The organism is Pseudomonas mucidolens, from assembly GCF_900106045.1.
Lineage (GTDB): Bacteria > Pseudomonadota > Gammaproteobacteria > Pseudomonadales > Pseudomonadaceae > Aquipseudomonas > Aquipseudomonas mucidolens.
Genome location: NZ_LT629802.1, coordinates 4689969 through 4709894 on the forward strand (window position 1 = coordinate 4689969; position 19926 = coordinate 4709894).

Here is a 19926-nt window from a genome sequence, read left to right on the forward strand (position 1 = left end):
CAGGACGGGGCGTTGAACAGGTTCAGGCGCGGCGCCGGGCGTGGTGCTCCAGACGATTTTGCAGGCGATAGAGGTAGGCAAAACCCTGCTCCCAGCGCCGGTGACCGGATTTCACGTTGATATGCCCGGCACCCGCGAGGATCCCGGCTTCTGCCCCCCAGTGACGCGCCATTTCCAGGGCCCTGGGGGCGCTGACGGCGCTGTCGTTATCGGAACTGACCAGCTGACTGGGAAATGGCAATAAGCCTGTCGGAATCGGCGCAAAGTTGCGCAACGCCGGTGCACAAGCAGGCCGCTCGACATCTGCCGGCGCCACCAGCAAGGCCCCACGCACCAGGCGCAAAGACTGCAACGGCGCGGTCGCAGCCCAGTGGGCGACGGTGATGCAGCCCAGGCTGTGAGCAATCAGAATGACCGGCGTATTGTCGGCAACAATCGCCTCGGCCAGGGCCGCCACCCAATCCTCGCGGCGCGGGGTCAACCAGTCGGCCTGCTCCACGCGGGCACTGTTGGGCAAACTGTTTTGCCAGTGGCTTTGCCAATGCTCTTCTGGCGATCCTTGCCAACCCGGCACGATCAGGTAACGAATCGACTCGCTGTGCATGGGTGTGCCCTCCTGCAGCGCTTAACAATGCGGGTCAGTATAGGGACGCGATATATATTCGTTAAGGAATAAGAAGCTATTTATTAATAACCAAAAGTGATTTTTAAGGTCATGTGCAAGGATTTTGAAAAGCAGGCGTATGGGGATCGCGATGAAAGGCAGGCGATGAAATGGGTTACGCAGTGTCCGGGTTAAAAATGCTGCGGCGGCCGGGCGATAGGCGGCAGGCTGGAGATCCGCCCCTCACCCTAACCCTCTCCCCAAAGGGGAGAGGGGACTGATCGGGGGATATTGGCAATCTAGGGCAATCTGAAAGAGCAACTTTGAATCCAAAATCAAAACGGTTTCTCAGGTCACCAAGTTTCTCGGCCCACTTCGGTCAGTCCCCTCGCCTCTCTGAACGGGGGATTTTGGCAATCTAGGCAACCTGAAAAAGCAGCGTTGAATCCATAATCAAAACGGTTCCTCAGGTCGCCAATTTTCTCGGCCCACTTCGGCCAGTCTCCTCGCCTCTCTGAACGGGGGATTTTGGCAATCTAGGCACCTGAAAAAGCAGCTTTGAATCCATAATCAAAACGGTTCCTCAGGTCGCCAATTTTCTCGGCCCACTCCGGCCAGTCCCCTCGCCTCTCTGAACGGGGGATATTGGCAATCTAGGGCAACCTGAAAGAGCAGCTTTGAATCCATAATCAAAACGGTTCCTCAGGTCGCCAATTTTCTCGGCCCACTTCGGCCAGTCCCCTCGCCCCTCTGAACGGGGGATTTTGGCAATCTAGGGCAACCTGAAAAAGCAGCGTTGAATCCATAATCAAAACGGTTTCTCAGGTCGCCAATTTTCTCGGCCCACTTCGGTCAGTCCCCTCGCCTCTCTGAACGGGGGATATTGGCAATCTAGGGCAACCTGAAAAAGCAGCTTTGAATCCATAATCAAAACGGTTTCTCAGGTCGCCAATTTTCTCGGCCCACTTCGGTCAGTCCCCTCGCCCCTCTGGGGAGAGGGTTAGGGTGAGGGGCAGGTCCCTCCACCTCAGATCCAGGCAGCTTCAGACGGCCACCACTCAGCGCGGGTTGGCGTCACATAAGTCCCGCAACTGCTGCTGCAACGTCTGCCCCGCCGTGCCCGGACCACTGCGTCCGTACAACGCCAGTCGCACGCCTTGCACCGCCGGCAGTCCGCTATCCGCTCCCAGCACGGTATGCCCGGGCAGCACCACTCGCTCCGGCAACAGGCTGATACCGAGCCCGGCCGCGACCGCCGAGCACACGCTCGCGAGGCTCGCGCTGGAATAGCCGATGCGCCAGCGCCAGCCACCGACCTCAAGGTGGTGGAGCATTTCATTGCGGTACAAGCCACCCACCGGAAACGCCACCAACGGCAATGGGTCACGCCCCAGGGCCGGCGAGCGGCGACTATCGACCCAGCACAACGGCTCCGGCCATGACGCCAGACAGTCGTCGCTGCTGCCCATCTGCTTGACCAGCAACACATCGAATTCACCCGCGCGGTATTGGCGCAGCAACTCCGGCCCCAGGCCGCTGGTGACTTCCAGGCGTACCCGTGGATAGGCCACGACAAATGCCGAAAGCAACGGCATCAAGCGTTCGGCGGCAAAGTCCTCCGGCACGCCAAGGCGCAGCACGCCGTCGCTGCGCTGGTTGATCAGCACGTCGGCGGCCTCCTCGTTCAACGTCAGGATCCTGCGGGCATAGGCCAGCAAGCGCTCGCCCTCGGCGGTCGCCACGACCCGCCGCTGATCGCGGTCCAGCAGCTGGCAACCCACAGTGTCTTCCAGGCGGCGAATCTGCTGGCTGACGGTGGATTGGGTCAGGTGCAGGCGCTCGGCGGCGCGAGTGAAGTTGGCGCACTCGACCACGGCGATGAAACTGCGCAACAACACAGGATCGAACATACGTCTCACCATCATGAATGCCACTGATTGGCATGGTTATATTTAATTTCAGAATACCTGAGTACCTGTCCATACTTCACGCCGGATCGTCCCCGCACCTGTGTCAGATACACCGCTGACGCAGCCTCGCTTGGGCTCGACAGCTGCGACAGTTCGACTTGCGCGTGCAAGGGGAGGCTACGCAATAGGTTCGAGCATCGTGCTCAAGAGGTACTTTATGACTGATCAAGCAGGCCCCGCATGACATTGAATAACTCATTGGCCAGCAGGCTCGCCGGCTGGGGCCTCCTAGTAGCACTGGGCCTCAACCTGCGGCCCATCCTCAGTTCCATCAGCCCGTTGCTGGGAGAAATTCGCCAAGCCACCGGCCTGGGTTTCCAGAGCAGCGCGTTGCTCACCAGCCTGCCGGTGGTGTGCATGGGCCTGGTGGCGCTGGTCGGCATTCGGGTGGAAGCACAGTTGGGCGAAAGGCGTGGGATTGCCTTGGGCCTAATGATGATTCTGCTGGCGTGCCTGGCGCGCTGGCTGCTGGATCAGGCACCGGCGCTGCTGATCACGGCATTGTTCGGCGGCGCCGGCGTGGCGTTGGTCCAGGCGCTGGTGCCGGGCATGATCAAGCGCCAGTTCCATCACCGGGTACCGCTGGCGATGGGGGTCTACTCCGCGTCGTTGATGGGTGGCGGTGGCTTGGCGGCGCTGCTCAGTCCGCTGGTCGCCAGCCACTTTCAGCATTGGCAGGCCGGGCTCGGTATCTGGTTGCTGCCAGCGCTCGGCGCGTTGCTGCTGTGGGCGTGGCTACCATTGGGCGCGGCGAAACGTCATCAGCCAACGGCCCCCTTCCAAGGCCTGCGCAACCGCCGTGCGTGGTTGCTGGCGCTGTATTTCGGCTTGGTCAATTGCGGTTACATGAGCATGGTGGCGTGGCTGCCGGCTTACTACCAGCAACTGGGCTGGGAGGTGCTGCCCAGCGGTTCACTGTTGGCCTTCATGACGATTTTCCAGGTCTGCGCCGCGCTGCTGATGCCGGCGCTGGCCCAACGCGGTATCGACCGCCGCCCCTTGCTGACCATCAGCCTGCTGGCGCAGACCGTGGGCTATCTGGGCTTATGGCTGGCGCCGCTGCAACAACCCCATCTGTGGGTGGCGTTGATCGGTTTCGGCCTGGGCGCCTGTTTTGCCCTGAGCCTGCTGCTGACCCTCGACCACCGCCGCGACCCTCGTGAAGCCGGGCAACTGGCGGCGTTCGTGCAAGGCGTGGGCTTTTTGATTAACGCCGTCTCGCCCTGGATGACCGGCTGGCTACGGGAGTTGACTGGCAGCTTCACCAGCGCCTGGCTGGTGCTGACCTTCTCGGTGCTGGCAATGCTGGTGGTGACGCGGGTGTTCAGCCCCGCGACTTACCGCAGCCTCGCCGTCCCCGGCTAGCGAGTGTTCAGCGCGTCAGTGTTTGCGCCGGGCGGATGGGGTCCAGGGATGGGTTCGCGTTGCGTTCAAAACGATTGGCCCGGGTAAACGTGCCGAAATCATTGAAGCGTACGCCCATCTCCGCCATCACCTTATGCGCCACCCTCGCCGTCATCTGCCGAATGTAGAACGGTTCCTTGACCACGAAGTGGTGAATGCCATGGGTGCTGCCGAAGTTGAAGCAGAACGCCTGCAACGGCCAGAGCCACCAAGGGTTGAGGACCTGGGTTTGTTGGATCACGTTGCCCGGCTCGACATCGCCGTAGTAGTGCATGTTGGAGCTGACAAAGTGCAGGCAGAACGTGCGCAGCACATTGGGGCCGATAATCACCACGGCGGTAATATCGATCACATGCATCGTCGATAGGGTGCCGGCCGACCAGTCAATCGGGGTGCCCAGCAGGCTGGCGGCGCCGTTGGCGGCGTGAAAGCCGAGGAACACGTACCAGGCGCCCCAATGCAGGAGTGCCAGCGGTGCGTACACCAGCAACGACCGTTTGAGAATGCTCAGTTTGTGCTTCCAGGTCGCAGCTCGCAGGATGCGGATCAGCGCCGACATGATGTTGTCGCCGACCATCAGCAACCGGGCCAGCCCCCAGGGCTCGCCATTGGTGATGGCGCGTTCTTCAATGTCGGCCTCGGTGCCGGAGACCTTGTGGTGATTCAGGTGCAGGTGGCGCCGTATCCACGGATTGATGGTACTCGGGCGTGCCAGCCAGACCAGGCCCATCATCAGGTTGTGGGGCAGGCGCTGCTTGCGAAAATACATGCTGTGGATCAGATCATGCTCCAGTTCATGGGTCAGTGACGCCAGGAACGCGTTAAGCAACAGGCACGCCCAGCCTGCCATATGCCCGGTGATGTACAGCGCCGCCGAGCCGAGCATGCCCACCAAGGCAAAGGCCAGGATGCCCGCGCCCAACGCATCCTGATGCCGCAGCCAAGGGTGGCGCCGGCGCACACGCATGCCTTCGGCCAGCACTACTTCACGGATATGCGCCGCACGCTGTTGCGCGCTCATCTGCCGGGGACTTGCAGAAGTACCGTCCATGCTTCCATCCTCTTGCTTATTGATGCCTGTATCCTGCCTCAAGACGTTTGGCGGGACGCTAGCCCCGCACGCCAACCTGTTGACCGCAAGCGCCAATTGCCATGCCTGAAGCCACTTCCCTCGCCAGCTGGACCCGCGCCTTGCGCAAGCAACTCGACGCCCTCGGCCTCGACAGCGCCGCGCTGTGCGCCGAAGCCGGCCTCAATCCGCAGCACATGGACGACCCCAATGCACGCTACCCGTTATCCGCCACCACGCGCCTGTGGGAACTGGCGGTGCAGGCCAGTGGCGATCCGGCCATCGGTCTGCGGGTGTCGCGGTTTGTCAGCCCTACCACCTTCCATGCGCTGGGTTACGCCCTGGTGGCCAGCGGCAGCCTGCGCGAAGTGTTCGAACGCATCGTGCGCTATCACCAGGTGGTCAGCGACGCGCTGTGCCTGGAGCTGAAACATGAAGGTGAGCGCTATTGTTTTCGCCTGCTGCGTGCAGAGGACCGTCCGGCACCGGCTTTCGAGGCCATTGATGCGTTCGTGGCGATTTATGTACGCACCTGTCGCAACCGCCTGGGACGTGACTATGCGCCGCTGGCGGTGTACCTGCGGCGCCCGGCGCCGGCCGACCCGGAGCCCTGGCACAAGGTGTTTCGCGCCCCTGTGTTTTTCGCCGCCGAGGAGGACCGCCTGGAATTCGCCCCGGCTGATTTCGACAGTCACCTGGACGACGCCAACCCGGAATTGGCCGAGCATAACGAAACGGTGCTCAAGCGTACGTTGGCGCAACTGCAACCGCTGACCTGGGAGCGCAAAGTGCGATCGGCGATTGAGGCTCAATTGCCGGACGGCGAACCCGGCGCCGAGCGCATTGCCCAGGCCTTGCACTTGAGCCTGCGCAGCTTGCAACGGCATTTGGCCGATGAAGGATGTCGGTTCGATGCCTTGCTCAATGAGTGTCGGGAAAACCTTGCGCTGCAGCATTTGCGTGACCCGGACTGCTCGTTGGCCGAGATCAGTCATTTGCTCGGGTTTGCAGACACCAGCAGTTTCAACCGGGCGTTCAAGCGCTGGACCGGAATGACGCCGGGGCAGTTTCGGGAGGGATTGCGGTAGCGATGATCAGCGCTGTCAACGCCCCCGGTCACGGCGCAACAACTTCCTCACACGCGCCACCAACGCCTTGGGTTCAAAGGGCTTGAGCAGATAGTCATCCTCATGCAGCTCCAGCCCGCGCAGGCGGTCTTCAATCCCGTTCTCAGTGGTGAGAAACAGCAAAGGCGTCTGGCCTTTCTGGCGGATAGCCTGCTGCAATTGCCAGGCATTCAGACCCGGCAACATCACATCCAGGATCACCAGAGCGTATTCAGTACTCTCGACAAACCGCTGGGCCGCCATGCCATTGGCCGCCACTTCCACCCCGTAGCCGGCTTCTTCCAACCCTTGGGCCATACGTCGCGCCAGTTGGGGCTGGTCTTCCACTAACAGCACCTGCATGCCTTACCTCGTCATGGTTGATTAAAAACCTGTCATTCAATGTGCGGCGTTTGTTCAAGTGGCTGGGGCAACGGAGCCGCGTCGATGCCTGCGGCGAAACGCAGGCGTGGCAGGTCGAGTATCTCGATCGCACCATAACTCAGTCCGACGATACCTTGTTGCTGCAACGTCCTGAGCAGCGCATTGGTGGTCTGGCGCGACAGGCTCAGCATCGCCGCCAGATCCTCCTGCGGCAATTGCAGTAGCCGCCGTGCATGCTCTATTTCACCGTAGCCTTCGGCGATCATCAGCAACCGGTGCGCCAGGCGCGACAAGGCCGGCATCAGGCTCATCTGTTCGATATTGATCAACGACAAACGCAACTTGTGGCTCATCAGCAGGGCCATGTCCCGCCAATACGCCGGCTGGTTATCAAGGAGCTTGAGCATGCTCGCTTGCGGTACCTGCAACAGCGTACAGGGCCCGACGGCCAAGGCATCGTGCGTACGCGGCAAACCATCGAACAGGCAAATCTCGCCGAACCAATAGGGCGTCTCCACCAGGCTAAGCACCGCTTCCTTGCCTTGGGCATTGACCGCGCTGACTCGCACGGCCCCTTCCAGCACCGCATACACCCCACAAGGCGGATCGCCGCGCTTGAACAGGGACTGGCCCGCCGTCAGCAGCCGCAACCGGGCCGCGGCCAGCAAGCTATTCTGTAGATCAGCGGGCAGGTGGCGGTACCAGTGACCGGTGGTCAGTCGTTGGTGCCATTTCGCTGCATCCATGAACACTCCGAAGATTGTCGGCCAATTGACAGTTCGCCCGTGCCTGACAGGGCATGATCCAACATCCTACAGGAGGAATAACAATGAAAAGCCTCGTCGACCATCTCAGTCAATACGCCGCCTACCACCGTGATCCGCGCAACATCGCCAGTCATTTCATCGGCATTCCCATGCTCGTGGTGGCGGTCGCCGTGCTGCTGTCGCGCCCGGAATGGTCGCTGGCCGGCCTTTGGCTGTCGCCAGCGGTACTGCTGGCGCTGTTTTCGGCAGGGTTCTATCTGCGTCTGGAGCTGGCTTTAGGCGTGTTGATGAGCGTGTTGATGGGCCTGTCAGTCTGGGCCGGCCATCTGTTGGCTGAGCAAAGCACGTTTGTGTGGCTCAGCAGCGGCATTGGCCTGTTTGTGGTGGGCTGGGTGATCCAGTTTGTCGGCCATTACTACGAGGGCAGAAAGCCTGCGTTTGTCGATGACGTGTCCGGGCTGATCGTCGGGCCGTTGTTCGTGGTGGCGGAGATGGCGTTTTTGCTGGGGCTGCGGCAGGACCTCAAACAGCAGATCGAGGCGCGTTCAGGACCGGTGCTGTTGCGCGCGATCTAAATTCCGCCATCGCGCTGTTGCGTTTTTTTGTGTTTGCCTTGAGACCCACCCCTCACCCTCTCCCCAAGAGGGAGAGGAAACTGAATGGGGGACATTTCAGATATTTTTAGACCTGAAAGGACGACGTTGAATTCGCCATCAAATCGATCTTTCAGGTCGCCCATTTTTTCAGCACACTTTGCTCAGCCCCCTCTCCCCCTTGGGGAGAGGGCTAGCTCTCATTTACCTCGTGTGTTGCTCGGGTCTAGGCTTTCTGCCACACCTTGGGCTTGAAGAACAGGGTCTCGCCCCGGGCTAAACCGATGAGGCTGTCGTGGTCTTTCACCACTTCGGCTTCGATCAGTTCGCTCTGGCCTTCGACCTTCAATGTCACCCGCGTGGTCGCCCCCAACGGGCGAATATCGCGGACTTCGGCCGCATGGTGATCCTCCAGCTCATGGCGCGACAGCGACACTTCGTGCGGACGAAACAACACATGCTGGTCCTCACCCAGGTGCAAGCGGTTAGAGTCGCCGAGAAAGTGATAGACGAAATCGCTGGCCGGGTTTTCGTAAACCTCGCCCGGTGAGCCGATCTGCTCGATCACACCCTTGTTCATCACCACGATACGGTCGGCGACCTCCATGGCTTCTTCCTGATCGTGGGTCACGAACACCGAGGTCAGGTTGATGTCTTCGTGCAGACGCGCCAGCCAACGACGCAGTTCCTTGCGGACCTTGGCATCAAGGGCGCCGAACGGCTCGTCCAGCAGCAGTACTTTCGGTTCCACCGCGAGGGCGCGGGCCAGGGCGATGCGCTGGCGCTGGCCACCGGAAAGTTGTTCCGGGTAACGGTCGGACAACCAGTCCAGTTGCACCATGTTCAGCAGCTCGTGCACCTTGGCCGCGATCTGGGTTTCGCTCGGGCGCTGGTTTTTCGGTTTCATGCGCAGGCCGAAGGCGACGTTGTCGAACACCGTCATGTGGCGGAACAGCGCGTAGTGCTGGAACACGAACCCGACGTTGCGATCACGCACATCGTGGCCGGAGACGTCTTCGCCGTGGAACACGATATTGCCGGTGTCGGGGGTTTCCAGGCCGGCGATGATGCGCAGCAAGGTGGTCTTGCCACAGCCTGAAGGGCCGAGCAGCGCGACCAGTTCACCACTCTGGATGTCCAGGCTGATGCTGTCCAGGGCCTTGAAGGCGTTGAAGTGCTTACTGACATTACGGACTTCGATCGACATGACTTATTCCTCACCGCTACTGGCGCGCAGGCGGTTGATACGGTTCTCGCTCCACTGCTTGAGCAGCAGGATGAAGAGCGCCAGGATCAGCAACAGGCTCGCCACCGCAAACGCGGCGACGTGGTTGTATTCGTTGTAGAGAATCTCGACGTGCAGCGGCAGGGTATTGGTGACGCCGCGGATATGCCCCGAGACCACCGACACCGCACCGAACTCGCCCATGGCGCGGGCAGTACACAGCACCACGCCGTAGATCAGGCCCCATTTGATGTTCGGCACGGTGACGTGCCAGAACATCTGCCAGCCGTTGGCGCCCAACAGGCGTGCGGCTTCTTCTTCCTGGGTGCCTTGCTCCTGCATCAGCGGGATCAGTTCACGGGCCACGAACGGCACAGTCACGAAGATCGTCGCCAGGACGATGCCCGGCAGGGCGAAGACGATCTGGATGTCGTGATCCTGCAGCCAGGGACCAAAGAAACCCTGGGCGCCGAACATCAGCACATACACCAGGCCCGCGATCACCGGCGACACCGAGAACGGCAGGTCGATCAGCGTCACCAGCATGCTTTTGCCACGGAACGAGTACTTGCTCACACACCAGGCGGCGCTGACGCCGAAGACGAGGTTGAGCGGCACCGAAATCAGCACGGCAAACACCGTGAGTTTCAACGCCGACAGCGCATCGGGTTCGAAGATCGCCGCAAAAAACGCGCCCAGGCCCAGCTTCAGGCCCTGGGACACCACGATAAACAATGGCAGTAACAGGAACAGGGCGAAAATCAACCAGCCGAGGCCGATCAGTATGCGTCGGGACACCGCGCTGCCACGCCGGGCAGCGTTGGCCGAGGACGCAGCGGAAATAGACGATTGGGACATGTTCCGCGCCTCCTTATGGGTGTTCGATGCGCCGCTGCAACAAGTTGATCAGCAGCAACAGGACAAAGGAAACCACCAGCATCAGCACGCCGATGGAGGTCGCGCCGGTGTAGTCGTATTGATCGAGCTTGACCATGATCAGCAGCGGCAGGATCTCGGTTTTCATCGGCATGTTGCCGGCGATGAAGATCACCGAACCGTACTCACCCACGCCGCGGGCAAAGGCCAGTGCAAACCCGGTCAGCCAGGCTGGCAGCAACGCGGGTACGAGGATGTAGCGAAATACCTGCAAAGGCTTGGCGCCAAGGCACGCGGCGGCTTCTTCGATTTCCCGGGGGATATCGGCGAGCACCGGTTGCACCGTGCGCACCACGAACGGCAGCGTGACGAAGGTCAACGCCAGGGTGATGCCCAGCGGGGTGTAGGCGATCTTGAAACCCATGTCGGCGGCGAACTGGCCTACCAGGCCATTCGGCGCATACAAGGCGGTGAGCGCAATACCGGCCACGGCGGTGGGCAGCGCAAACGGCAGGTCGATCATCGCATCAATGATCTTGCGACCGGGGAAGGTGTAACGCACCAGCACCCACGCCAGCAGCGTGCCGATCACGCCGTTGATCAACGCGGCATATAACGCGGTGCTGAAGCTCAATTTCAACGCCGCCCACACGCGCGGCGCCGAAATGATGACCCAGAACTGATCCCAGGTGAGTTGAGCGGCGTGCACGAACATCGCCGCCAGCGGTATGAGCACAATCAGACTGAGGTACACCAAGGTGTAACCCAGCGTCAGCCCGAAGCCGGGTATGACGGGGGAGATACGACGCGACATAAGAGTCCTTGGTTAACAGTTAGATTCCACAGAGGGGCCGTGTTGGTTATTGGGCCGTGTAAATCTGGTCGAACACGCCACCGTCATTGAAGAATTTCGGCTGCGCAGTTTTCCAGCCGCCGAAGTCTTTGTCGATAGTCACCAGCTCCAGTTTCGGGAATTGCCCGGCATACTTGGCGGCAACCGCCGCGTCCCGCGGACGATAGAAGTTCTTCGCCGCAATCTCCTGGCCTGCCGGGCTGTACAGGTGCTTGAGGTAGGCGTTGGCGATTTCGGCATTGCCCTTTTTCTCGGCGTTCTTATCGACCACCGCCACCGGTGGTTCGGCGAGAATCGACAGCGACGGCACGACAATCTCGAACTTGTCGGTGCCACCGTCTTCCTTCAGGGCCAGGAACGCTTCGTTTTCCCAGGCCAGCAACACGTCACCCTGACCATTGTTGACGAAGGTGATGGTCGAGCCGCGAGCACCGGTGTCGAGGATCGGCACGCGCTTGAACAGTTCTTTTACGTATTCCTGGGCCTTGGCTTCGCTGCCACCGGCTTGCAGCCCGTAGGCCCAGGCGGCAAGGAAGTTCCAGCGCGCACCGCCGGAGGTTTTCGGATTCGGCGTGATCACCGAGACATCGTTTTTGATCAGGTCACCCCAGTCCTTGATGCCTTTGGGGTTGCCTTTGCGTACCAGGAACACAATGGTCGAGGTGTAGGGGGTGCTGGCTTCAGGCAAACGGCTTTGCCAGTTTTCCGGCAGGCTCTTGCCCAACTTGGCGATCTCGTCGATGTCACCGGCCAGGGCCAGCGTCACGACGTCGGCGCGCAGGCCGTCGATCACCGCCCGGCCTTGTTTCCCCGAGCCGCCGTGGGATTGCTGGATCTTGACGTGGTCATCGGGGTGCGACTGCTGCCAGAAACGGCTGAACTCAGCATTATATTCCTGGTACAGCTCACGGGTCGGATCATACGAAACGTTGAGCAGTTCATAGTCCTTGGCAACGGCGGAACCGGCAAACACAGCGCTGGCCAGTGCAGCCAGGACATAACGGCGAATCGACGACATAGCAAACTCCTGAAGTTCTTGAGTGTTGGCTTTTTCTTATGGAGACGGGTCCAGCAATCGAATCACCGAACGTGCTCAACTCGGTTTGTTGCCCGGCTGCTGTAAACGGAATTTCTCTTTGCGTTCGATCTGCACCACTTGGGCGTTGTGTACGGTGATCTCCACCGCACCAAAGCGCAGATCGCGCAAGGCGCTCTGGATTTCACGCAAGATGGCTGCTTCGTCCTGTCCGTCAACGCTGCGTAGCGATGCGCTCATGATCGTGCTCCTGAAATGAGAAATGCCGCGCAGTGACGGCACCGCGCGTGGCATGGGAGCGATAGTAGATAAGCGCAGTTATTCTTAAAAATACTATTTAAGAATTTTTATATAACCAATTAATCTTTAGCCGAGATGCGGGACCGGCGCCGCCCCAGGAAGCTGGTTCCGCAGGGAGAGGACCAACCCGTCTTTCCTGTGGCGAGGGGGCTTGTCCTGTGGCGAGGGGGCTCGTCCCCCGTTGGGCTGCACAGCAGCCCCAAGCCTGCTGCAGATGTTTTCCTGAAAGACCGTGCTGATTTTTTAGGGCTATTTGTAGGAGCGAGCTTGCTCGCGAAGAACTCATAGGCGCCGCGTTCATTCAGGAAACACGCGTCATCGTTGACGTTTTTCGCGAGCAAGGGCTAGGCGCCCCCCTCTCTCCTACAGTGGGCGCTATTCGCTTAACTGAACGGCATTAGGACGAGCCCCCTCGCCATAGGGCAAGAGAGGAGGCCATTTCCCGTAGGCGCTAGCCGATCGAGGGCGTCCGGTGCCAATCAATCTCGGTGGCTGGCATCGGCCGTCCAAACCAGTAGCCTTGACCAAGGTCGCACCGGTGATCGAGGAGGAAGCGCGCCTGTTCCGCCTGTTCGATACCTTCGGCATGAACCTGCATGCCCATGCTCTGCGCCAGGGCGATGACCATTCGCGCAATCGCCGCGTCGTCCTCATCCCACGGCAATCCTGCGACAAACCCCTGGTCGATCTTCAGCTTCTGCACCGGCAGGCGCTTAAGGCGCAGCAGCGACGAATAACCGGTGCCAAAATCATCGATAGCCAGGCGCAAGCCCAGTTCGCGCAGGCGATGCAGTTGCTCAAGCGCCCCTTCCGGATCGTCCATCACCGCGCTTTCGGTGACTTCCAGCTCCAGCTTCGCCGGGTCCAGGCCGGTGTCATGCAGCACCTTGGCCACCTGTTCATAGAGTTCGTGTCGGGAAAACAAACGGCTGGAAATATTCACCGCGAGAAACGACAGCTGCTTGCCCTCCGCCAACCACTGACACATCTGGCGACAGGCCTGATCCAGTACCCAGGTATCAATATCGCCAATCAGCCCGGTGCGTTCGGCAATCGGAATAAAGTCCGTGGGCGGTACCAGGCCGCGCTCAGGGTGCTGCCAGCGAACCAAGGCTTCAACGCCGACCAGATGGTGGGTCTGCAGATCGTGTACTGGCTGGTAATAGACTTGCAGCTCATGCTGATCAAGTGCGCGGCGCAGCTCATTGGCGATCTCGATCCGGTTCTGGGCGTGGGCCGTGAGTTCCTCGGTGTACAAGGCGTAGCCTTCGCGCCCGGCACTCTTGGCCTTGAACAGCGCGGAATCGGCGTTGCGCAGCAGCTGTTCAGCACTCAAGGCATCGCTGGGGAACAGGCTGATGCCGATGCTGGCGCTGATAAACAGTTGCTGAGCGTCGAATACAAACGGTTCTTTCAAGCTGTCGATAATCTGCTGGGCCATGGCGGCGGCCTGGACCACCTGTGGACAATTTTCCGCCAACACCGCGAACTCATCGCCGCCCAGGCGCGCCAGCGTCACACCGTGGCCGAACAGGCTTTGCAGCCGCTCGCCCACCGCCTTGAGCATCTGGTCACCGACGGTGTGACCGAGACTGTCATTGATGATCTTGAAGTGATCCAGGTCCAACAGCAGCAGCCCACAGCCGCGTTTGTTGAGCTGCGCCGAAGCCAGCGCCTGCTCGACGCGGTCCGTGAACAACAGGCGATTGGGCAGACCGGTGAGCGGGTCATGGTGCGCCAGCCGCGTCAGCTCGTGCTCGGAATGCTTGATAGCGCTGATGTCGGAGAACACCGCAACGCAGTGAGTGACGTGGCCCAGGTCATCCGGGATGACCCGAATGGTCTGCCACTGTGGATAAATTTCCCCGCTCTTGCGCCGATTCCAGACTTCCCCACTCCATTCACCGCACCGCGCCAGACTTTCGAACATGTGCTGGTAGAAGCTGGCCGAGTGGCGGCCCGACTTGAACATATTGGGCTCGCGCCCCAAAACGTCTTCGCGTCGGTAGCCGGTGATTTCGATAAAAGCGCGATTGACGTGAACAATCCGCCCTTGAACATCGGTTACCAGCACCCCTTCGCGGGTGCAATCGAACACCGCCGCCGCTTGGCGCAGCCGTTCACGGCTTTCCTGCAACGGCTGCTGTATCGAGTTCGCGCGGGCAAAACGGGCACACAAAAGAAAAATCACTAAGGCAGTAAGGCTGACCCAGATGTAACCACGCACCACTTGCCAATGGCTCAACGTCAGTGGTTCATCGAAAAAATTGATCAACAGTTGCTGGCTGAGCTGGATCCACAAAATGGACGCCAGCAGGTACACCAGCCCCGCACGCAGGGCACTTCGGTATGAAAACAACATATAGCTAGCAATCCTTACTAAAAAACCGATCCGCCCTACAAAGATTGCGGATTATAGAATAAGAAACATCCAGCCACTCTTATCTGAACAGGCGACTGGTTTTATCTGTGAGCTGAGTGATAATGCGTATGCTGTTTTTTTATTTATCTGAGGGCCATACAGCCTATGTGGTACAACGGTTTTCTTGACTTGTCGGCCTGGCAACTGGTTGCAGTCACCCTGTTGATGACCCACGTGACCATTGTCGGGGTCACGGTCTATCTGCACCGCTATTCAGCCCACCGCTCCCTGGAGCTCAATGCTGGCCTGAAGCACTTCTTCCGATTCTGGCTGTGGTTGACCACCGCCCAGAACACGCGCGAGTGGACTGCCATCCACCGTAAACACCATGCCAAGTGCGAAACCGTCGACGACCCGCACAGCCCGGTCATCAAAGGCCTGTCCACGGTCCTGCGCAAAGGTGCCGAGTTGTATCGGGCCGAAGCGGAAAACCCCGAGACATTGCGCATCTACGGCAAGAACTGCCCGGACGACTGGATCGAGCGCAAGGTCTACACCCGTTACCCGTTGCTCGGCGTGGCACTGATGGGCGTCATCGATGTGCTGTTGTTCGGCACCATCGGCATCACCATCTGGGCGATCCAGATGATGTGGATCCCGTTCTGGGCCGCCGGCGTGATCAACGGACTAGGACATGCCATTGGCTACCGCAACTTCGAGTGCCGTGACGCCGCGACCAACCTGGTGCCCTGGGGCATCATCGTCGGTGGCGAAGAATTGCATAACAACCACCATACCTATCCCAACTCCGCCAAGCTGTCGGTGAAGAAATGGGAATTCGACCTGGGCTGGGCCTGGATCCAGGTGTTCAGCTTCCTGCGCCTGGCCAAGGTCCAGCGGGTCGCGCCTATCGCCCACCGGGTCGAAGGCAAGGGCCACCTCGACATGGATACCGCCATGGCGATCCTCAACAACCGCTTCCAGATCATGGCCCAGTACCGCAAGCTGGTGATCGCACCGCTGGTCAAGCAGGAGCTGGAGAAGGTCGATCATTCGGTCCGCCACCAGTTCCACCGCGCCAAACGCTTGTTGTCACGGGAAACCAGCCTGCTGGATGACCGTCACCATCTGCGTATCCAAAGCATGTTGGAACACAGCCACGCCCTGAAGGTGATCTACGAAAAACGCCTGGCGTTGCAACAGATCTGGCTCAAGACCAGCACCAACGGCCATGACATGCTGGCTGCGATCAAGGAATGGGTGCACGAAGCCGAAGCCAGCGGGATCCAGTCCCTGCGCGACTTTGCCCACCAGTTGAAAACCTACTCGTTGCGACCTGCATAAACGTCCCCCGGTAGCAGCTGTCGAGCCCCAGCGAGGCTGCGTCAGCTGCACTGCCGCCATCGAGCCAAGCGAAGTGACGCGTTGTCCCCGACGCAGCCCAGCTGGGGCTCGACAGCTGCTAGGGCAGCCGTAACAGTTCCCTCAGCAGTTTTCTGGCGCCATTCCACAGTCACCGAAGATTGCCCTGCAATCGCCCCCGATAACGGAACTTCGCTGAAATTAACCTCTCTCAAACAACACTTCGCCATCCCGGCGAACCGAGTTGTGAGCGCTGTCCGATCCTGCGGCATGCCCCAAGAGAATTGTGCCGATGGTCCACCAAAAGGACTCCCAGTCACCCTCACCTGCGTCTGCCACGCTGGATGCGTCGCAATCGACGGTCGCTGCCACGTTACTGGAACTGATGCACGCCCAGGGAGAAGTGGAACGCCTGAGCGAGCGCGAGCAGTTGTTGAGTTCGTTGCTGGTCAGCGTCAACGCCGTGCTATGGGCCATCGAATGGGAGACGCGTCGCGTGCTGTACGTCAGTCCGGCCTATGAGCGCATCTTTGGCCGCTCGGCGAGCCTGTTGCTGGCCGACCACAACGAATGGCGCAACAGCATTCACCCGGAAGACTCGGACTACGCCGAACACAGCCTGACCCAAGTGCTGGAGCTGAAGGCGGTAGAAGATCGTCAATACCGCATCATCACCGCCGACGGGCAGATCCGCTGGCTGAGCGACAAGTGCTTTATCAATCAGCACGCCACTCCCGACCAACCGGTAATCGTAGTCGGCATCGCCGAGGACATCACCGAAAAAAAGCAGCTTGAACTTGAACTGCAGCGCCTGGCCACCACCGACGTGCTGACCAGCAGCAGCAACCGCCGACACTTCTTTGAATGCGCCCACCGCGAATATGAGCGCGCCCGTACCCAGGGCTTGCCGCTGGCTTTCCTGCTGCTGGATATCGATGACTTCAAGACCATCAACGACACCTACGGTCACCTGGAGGGCGATCAGGTGCTGCTGCGTATCGCCGAGATGGGTCGAGGGGTTTTACGTCGCGGTGATCTGTTCGGACGCATCGGCGGCGAAGAGTTCGCCGCCGTGCTGCCCGGTTGCGCGCCGGAGACGGCCATGCAGGTCGCACAACGCCTGGGGCAGGAAATCCAGCAACTGAGTTTCAGCCATGAAGACCAGACCTACGGAGTGACCGTCAGTCAGGGCCTGACCAGCCTCACCGCCGAGGACACGACGCTGGACAACTTGTTCGCCCGGGCCGACGCCGCCATGTATGAAGCCAAGCGCCAAGGCAAGAACCGGGTGGTGGTGGGATGATCCTGCAACCATAGACAATGGAACCGCTGGAAAGCACGGTCAGTTGAATGTGGGAGCAACTGTCTTCACCATGCCATTCGTCACCGCCACTCAGTGCCATCTCGCAACATGGCATTGAGCCTAATCAGCAGTACACGCATGCAGGCGATGAGCGCGACCTTCGCGCTCTTACCTCGCTCTCGAAGGCCTTCGTAGCGTGCCTTGAAGTCGGGCTGATGGCGGATTACAACCCAGCAGGACATGTACAGAGCCCGTCTGACACGGGCTCTGCCTCCATAGATATGTCGCTTCCCGCTGTGATTACCGCTGTCGTCGTTCAAGGGCGCGATACCTGCCAAGGCCGCAACCTCACGGCGATCAAGCTCACCTAGTTCGGGCAGATAAACCAGCAAACTCGCGGTGGCAACCGTACCGATACCTTTAACAGAGATGAGCCGCTGGGCTTTTTCTGCGTCCAGTTCGTGCATGCTCTGATTGATGGCCTTATCAAGTTGCCTGATTTGCGTTTGCAGGAAGTGAATATGGCCTTTGATCAGCGCAATAACGGCTGGTAGCTGGGCTTGCTGAAGACGGCGCTTATTGTCGTCTCGTTGCTGAACGAAATGCTCGCGCTGCTGAACCAGCTCGCGGAGCGCTTCACGCTCAGGCGAAATAACCTTGCTGCTTGAGGCATTCAGCACTTCAGCAAAGTCTGCTAGAACGGCCGCATCAATAGCGTCAGTCTTCGCATTCTTGCCCATCGCCACGGCAAAGGATCTGGCTCGGCGAGGATTGACCCTGAGCACCTTGAAGTTTGCGCCTTGCAGAGCCGCCATGGCATTACGCTCATAGCCCCCGGTGGCCTCCAGCAAAATCAGACTGACTTCAAACTGACTCAATCGTCGAATCAGCTCAAGAAATCCTTCTGAAGTGTTTGAAACATCGAAACCTTCGCTCTGTGGTTTAACCCAGACGACAAGGTTTGATTTTGAGATGTCGATACCGACCCAGGAAATCATGGCAAAACCCTCTTACACTCAGATGTGAGAGTGCTCTGGCTTTGCCCACGCTTGTGATTTCGAGTGGCTGCTCGTCCAACTGTTCGGGCTTGTAGGCCAGAGTGGAAAGGTGGATGGCAGCTCGGCTCCCACACGTGCTTTGAGCACCGCGGACTTGCAGCTTGCCATCCACCCCTCTCACCCCAGAGTTTATTCCTAGATCAAGACACAAGCGGGCTTGCTCGCGAAAGCGGACCTTCAGTCGCTACATCGGGTGACTGATACACCGCATTCGCGAGCAAGCCCGCTCCCACACATGGCCGACCAGCCTGTTACAGCTCGGCGAAGCACTCTTCGATGATCGCCAGGCCTTTGTCCAACTGCTCGTCCGGCGAGGTCAGCGGGACCAGTACGCGCAACACGTTGCCGTAGGTGCCGCAGGACAGCAGGATCAGGCCCTTGTCACGCGCCTTGGCAACCACCGAGGCCACGGCAGCCGCGTTTGGCTTGTGGCTGTCGCCGTCTTCGAACAACTCGACCGCGATCATCGCACCCAGCGCACGCACTTCGCCGATCACCGGGTACTTGGCCTGAATAGCTTTCAGACGCGTGACCAGGCGCTCGCCGACGGCCTTGCAGCGGTCCAGCAGGTGCTCTTCCTCAAACACTTCCATCACCGCCAGCGCAGCGGCGCAGGCGATCGGGCTACCGGCGTAGGTACCGCCGAGGCCGCCCGGGGCGATGGCATCCATGTATTCAGCCTTGCCACACACACCGGCCAGCGGGAAACCGCCCGCAATGGATTTGGCGAAGGTGGTCAGGTCGGCGGCAACGCCCATCTGCTCCATGGCGAAGAAAGTGCCAGTACGGCCAGCGCCGGTTTGCACTTCGTCGGCGATCAGCAGGATGCCGTGCTGGTCGCACAGTTCACGCAGGCGCTTCATGAAGGCTTTGGGCGCCACGTAGAAGCCACCTTCGCCCTGCACCGGCTCGATGATGATGGCGGCGATATCACGCGGCTCGGCATCGTTCTTGAAAATACGTTCGATGCTAGCGATCGAGTCGTCGACGCTCACACCATGCAGTTCGTTCGGGTACAGCGCACGGAACACACCACCGGGCATCAGGCCCATGCCGGCCGAGTAAGGCACGACTTTACCGGTCAGGCCCAGGGTCATCATGGTGCGGCCGTGGTAAGCGCCGGTGAAGGCGATCACGCCAGCGCGACCCGTCGCGGCACGGGCGATCTTCACGGCGTTTTCAACGGCTTCGGAACCGGTGGTGACCAGCAGGGTTTTCTTGGCGAAGTCACCCGGGACCTTGGCGTTGACCTTCTCGCACAACTCCACGTAAGGCTCGTAGGCCAGCACCTGGAAGCAGGTGTGAGTCAGTTTGTTCAGTTGCTCGGTCACGGCCGCGATGATTTTCGGGTGTACGTGGCCGGTGTTCAGCACGGCGATACCGCCGGCGAAGTCGATGAACTCGCGACCTTCAACGTCGGTCACGGTGGCGTTTTTCGCCGACTCGGCGAAGATCGGGTGGATCTGGCCAACACCGCGCGCTACAGCGGCTTCGCGGCGTTTCATCAGGGAAGCGTTGGTCTTGTTGCTCATAAAGTCCTCATTCGCCGCTCATCGGGCGGCGTGGTTCAAGGATTAGGTGGCGGGGAGGCAACTGCAACAGCATGCGATGATCGACTGCCACAGCTTTCCCGGCCACTGCGAATAACGGGGTG

General features: G+C 60.0%; 18 protein-coding genes. 5 read left to right on the forward strand and 13 right to left on the reverse strand.

Translation table 11 applies throughout. The features are described 5' to 3' along the window. Positions 1 to 22: 22 nt before the first annotated feature. On the reverse strand, positions 23 to 604 hold the full coding sequence (locus BLU75_RS21580) for an alpha/beta hydrolase (RefSeq protein WP_084381806.1): 582 nt from the start codon (positions 602 to 604) through the stop codon (positions 23 to 25). A gap of 1058 nt (positions 605 to 1662) precedes the next feature. Then, complete coding sequence (locus BLU75_RS21585) at positions 1663 to 2514, reverse strand: LysR family transcriptional regulator (protein ID WP_084381912.1); 852 nt, start codon at positions 2512 to 2514, stop codon at positions 1663 to 1665. A 240-nt stretch (positions 2515 to 2754) separates the two neighbouring features. Between BLU75_RS21585 and BLU75_RS21590 the strand changes: the two genes are divergently transcribed. After that, positions 2755 to 3939 (forward strand): CynX/NimT family MFS transporter, encoded by a 1185-nt coding sequence (locus BLU75_RS21590; protein WP_084381913.1) that lies wholly within the window; start codon positions 2755 to 2757, stop codon positions 3937 to 3939. 7 nt (positions 3940 to 3946) lie between these two features. On the opposite strand, the gene BLU75_RS21595 is transcribed toward BLU75_RS21590, so the two are convergent. Further along, on the reverse strand, positions 3947 to 5029 hold the full coding sequence (locus BLU75_RS21595) for a fatty acid desaturase (RefSeq protein WP_084381914.1): 1083 nt from the start codon (positions 5027 to 5029) through the stop codon (positions 3947 to 3949). Positions 5030 to 5130: 101 nt separating this feature from the next. Here BLU75_RS21595 and BLU75_RS21600 point away from each other — a divergent pair, with 101 nt between their 5' ends. Then, positions 5131 to 6135, forward strand: coding sequence for an AraC family transcriptional regulator (locus BLU75_RS21600; protein ID WP_090221556.1), 1005 nt, complete (start codon positions 5131 to 5133; stop codon positions 6133 to 6135). A 15-nt stretch (positions 6136 to 6150) separates the two neighbouring features. On the opposite strand, the gene BLU75_RS21605 is transcribed toward BLU75_RS21600, so the two are convergent. Together BLU75_RS21605 and BLU75_RS21610 are read right to left on the reverse strand one after the other, a co-directional pair. Continuing rightward, entirely contained in the window at positions 6151 to 6516 is a 366-nt protein-coding gene (locus tag BLU75_RS21605; RefSeq protein ID WP_084381916.1) for a response regulator transcription factor, read from the reverse strand. Positions 6517 to 6548: 32 nt separating this feature from the next. Further along, the gene (locus tag BLU75_RS21610; protein WP_084381917.1) at positions 6549 to 7283 is read right to left on the reverse strand and encodes a Crp/Fnr family transcriptional regulator; all 735 of its coding nucleotides are present in this window, start codon (positions 7281 to 7283) and stop codon (positions 6549 to 6551) included. An 83-nt stretch (positions 7284 to 7366) separates the two neighbouring features. Here BLU75_RS21610 and BLU75_RS21615 point away from each other — a divergent pair, with 83 nt between their 5' ends. After that, a complete protein-coding gene (locus BLU75_RS21615; RefSeq protein WP_084381918.1) occupies positions 7367 to 7879 on the forward strand; it encodes an Mpo1 family 2-hydroxy fatty acid dioxygenase in 513 nt (170 codons plus the stop codon). Positions 7880 to 8123: 244 nt separating this feature from the next. On the opposite strand, the gene BLU75_RS21620 is transcribed toward BLU75_RS21615, so the two are convergent. The 6 genes from BLU75_RS21620 to dibA form a co-directional block, all read right to left on the reverse strand. Further along, positions 8124 to 9104: a sulfate/molybdate ABC transporter ATP-binding protein gene (locus tag BLU75_RS21620; RefSeq protein WP_084381919.1), complete on the reverse strand. Its 981-nt coding sequence runs from the start codon at positions 9102 to 9104 to the stop codon at positions 8124 to 8126. 3 nt (positions 9105 to 9107) lie between these two features. Continuing rightward, positions 9108 to 9980 carry a sulfate ABC transporter permease subunit CysW gene (gene cysW, locus BLU75_RS21625; protein ID WP_084381920.1) on the reverse strand — a complete coding sequence of 291 codons (873 nt, stop codon included), beginning with the start codon at positions 9978 to 9980 and terminating at the stop codon, positions 9108 to 9110. 13 nt (positions 9981 to 9993) lie between these two features. After that, positions 9994 to 10812: a sulfate ABC transporter permease subunit CysT gene (gene cysT / locus BLU75_RS21630; protein WP_084381921.1), complete on the reverse strand. Its 819-nt coding sequence runs from the start codon at positions 10810 to 10812 to the stop codon at positions 9994 to 9996. A gap of 46 nt (positions 10813 to 10858) precedes the next feature. Further along, entirely contained in the window at positions 10859 to 11869 is a 1011-nt protein-coding gene (locus BLU75_RS21635) for a sulfate ABC transporter substrate-binding protein (protein WP_084381922.1), read from the reverse strand. Positions 11870 to 11944: 75 nt separating this feature from the next. After that, positions 11945 to 12127 carry a sulfur starvation response protein OscA gene (gene oscA / locus BLU75_RS21640; RefSeq protein WP_084381923.1) on the reverse strand — a complete coding sequence of 61 codons (183 nt, stop codon included), beginning with the start codon at positions 12125 to 12127 and terminating at the stop codon, positions 11945 to 11947. Between the two features lie 511 nt (positions 12128 to 12638). Further along, entirely contained in the window at positions 12639 to 14549 is a 1911-nt protein-coding gene (gene dibA, locus BLU75_RS21650; RefSeq protein ID WP_084381925.1) for a phosphodiesterase DibA, read from the reverse strand. 165 nt (positions 14550 to 14714) lie between these two features. Between dibA and desA the strand changes: the two genes are divergently transcribed. Next, on the forward strand, positions 14715 to 15893 hold the full coding sequence (gene desA, locus BLU75_RS21655; protein WP_084381926.1) for a delta-9 fatty acid desaturase DesA: 1179 nt from the start codon (positions 14715 to 14717) through the stop codon (positions 15891 to 15893). A gap of 310 nt (positions 15894 to 16203) precedes the next feature. Further along, positions 16204 to 17214, forward strand: a complete 1011-nt coding sequence (locus BLU75_RS21660) for a GGDEF domain-containing protein (RefSeq protein ID WP_084381927.1) — start codon at positions 16204 to 16206, stop codon at positions 17212 to 17214. Between the two features lie 80 nt (positions 17215 to 17294). Here BLU75_RS21660 and BLU75_RS21665 read toward each other — a convergent pair whose 3' ends face one another. Next, the gene (locus BLU75_RS21665) at positions 17295 to 18212 is read right to left on the reverse strand and encodes an IS110 family transposase (RefSeq protein WP_084381955.1); all 918 of its coding nucleotides are present in this window, start codon (positions 18210 to 18212) and stop codon (positions 17295 to 17297) included. 311 nt (positions 18213 to 18523) lie between these two features. Further along, on the reverse strand, positions 18524 to 19804 hold the full coding sequence (gene gabT / locus BLU75_RS21670; protein ID WP_084381390.1) for a 4-aminobutyrate--2-oxoglutarate transaminase: 1281 nt from the start codon (positions 19802 to 19804) through the stop codon (positions 18524 to 18526). Positions 19805 to 19926: the final 122 nt, after the last annotated feature.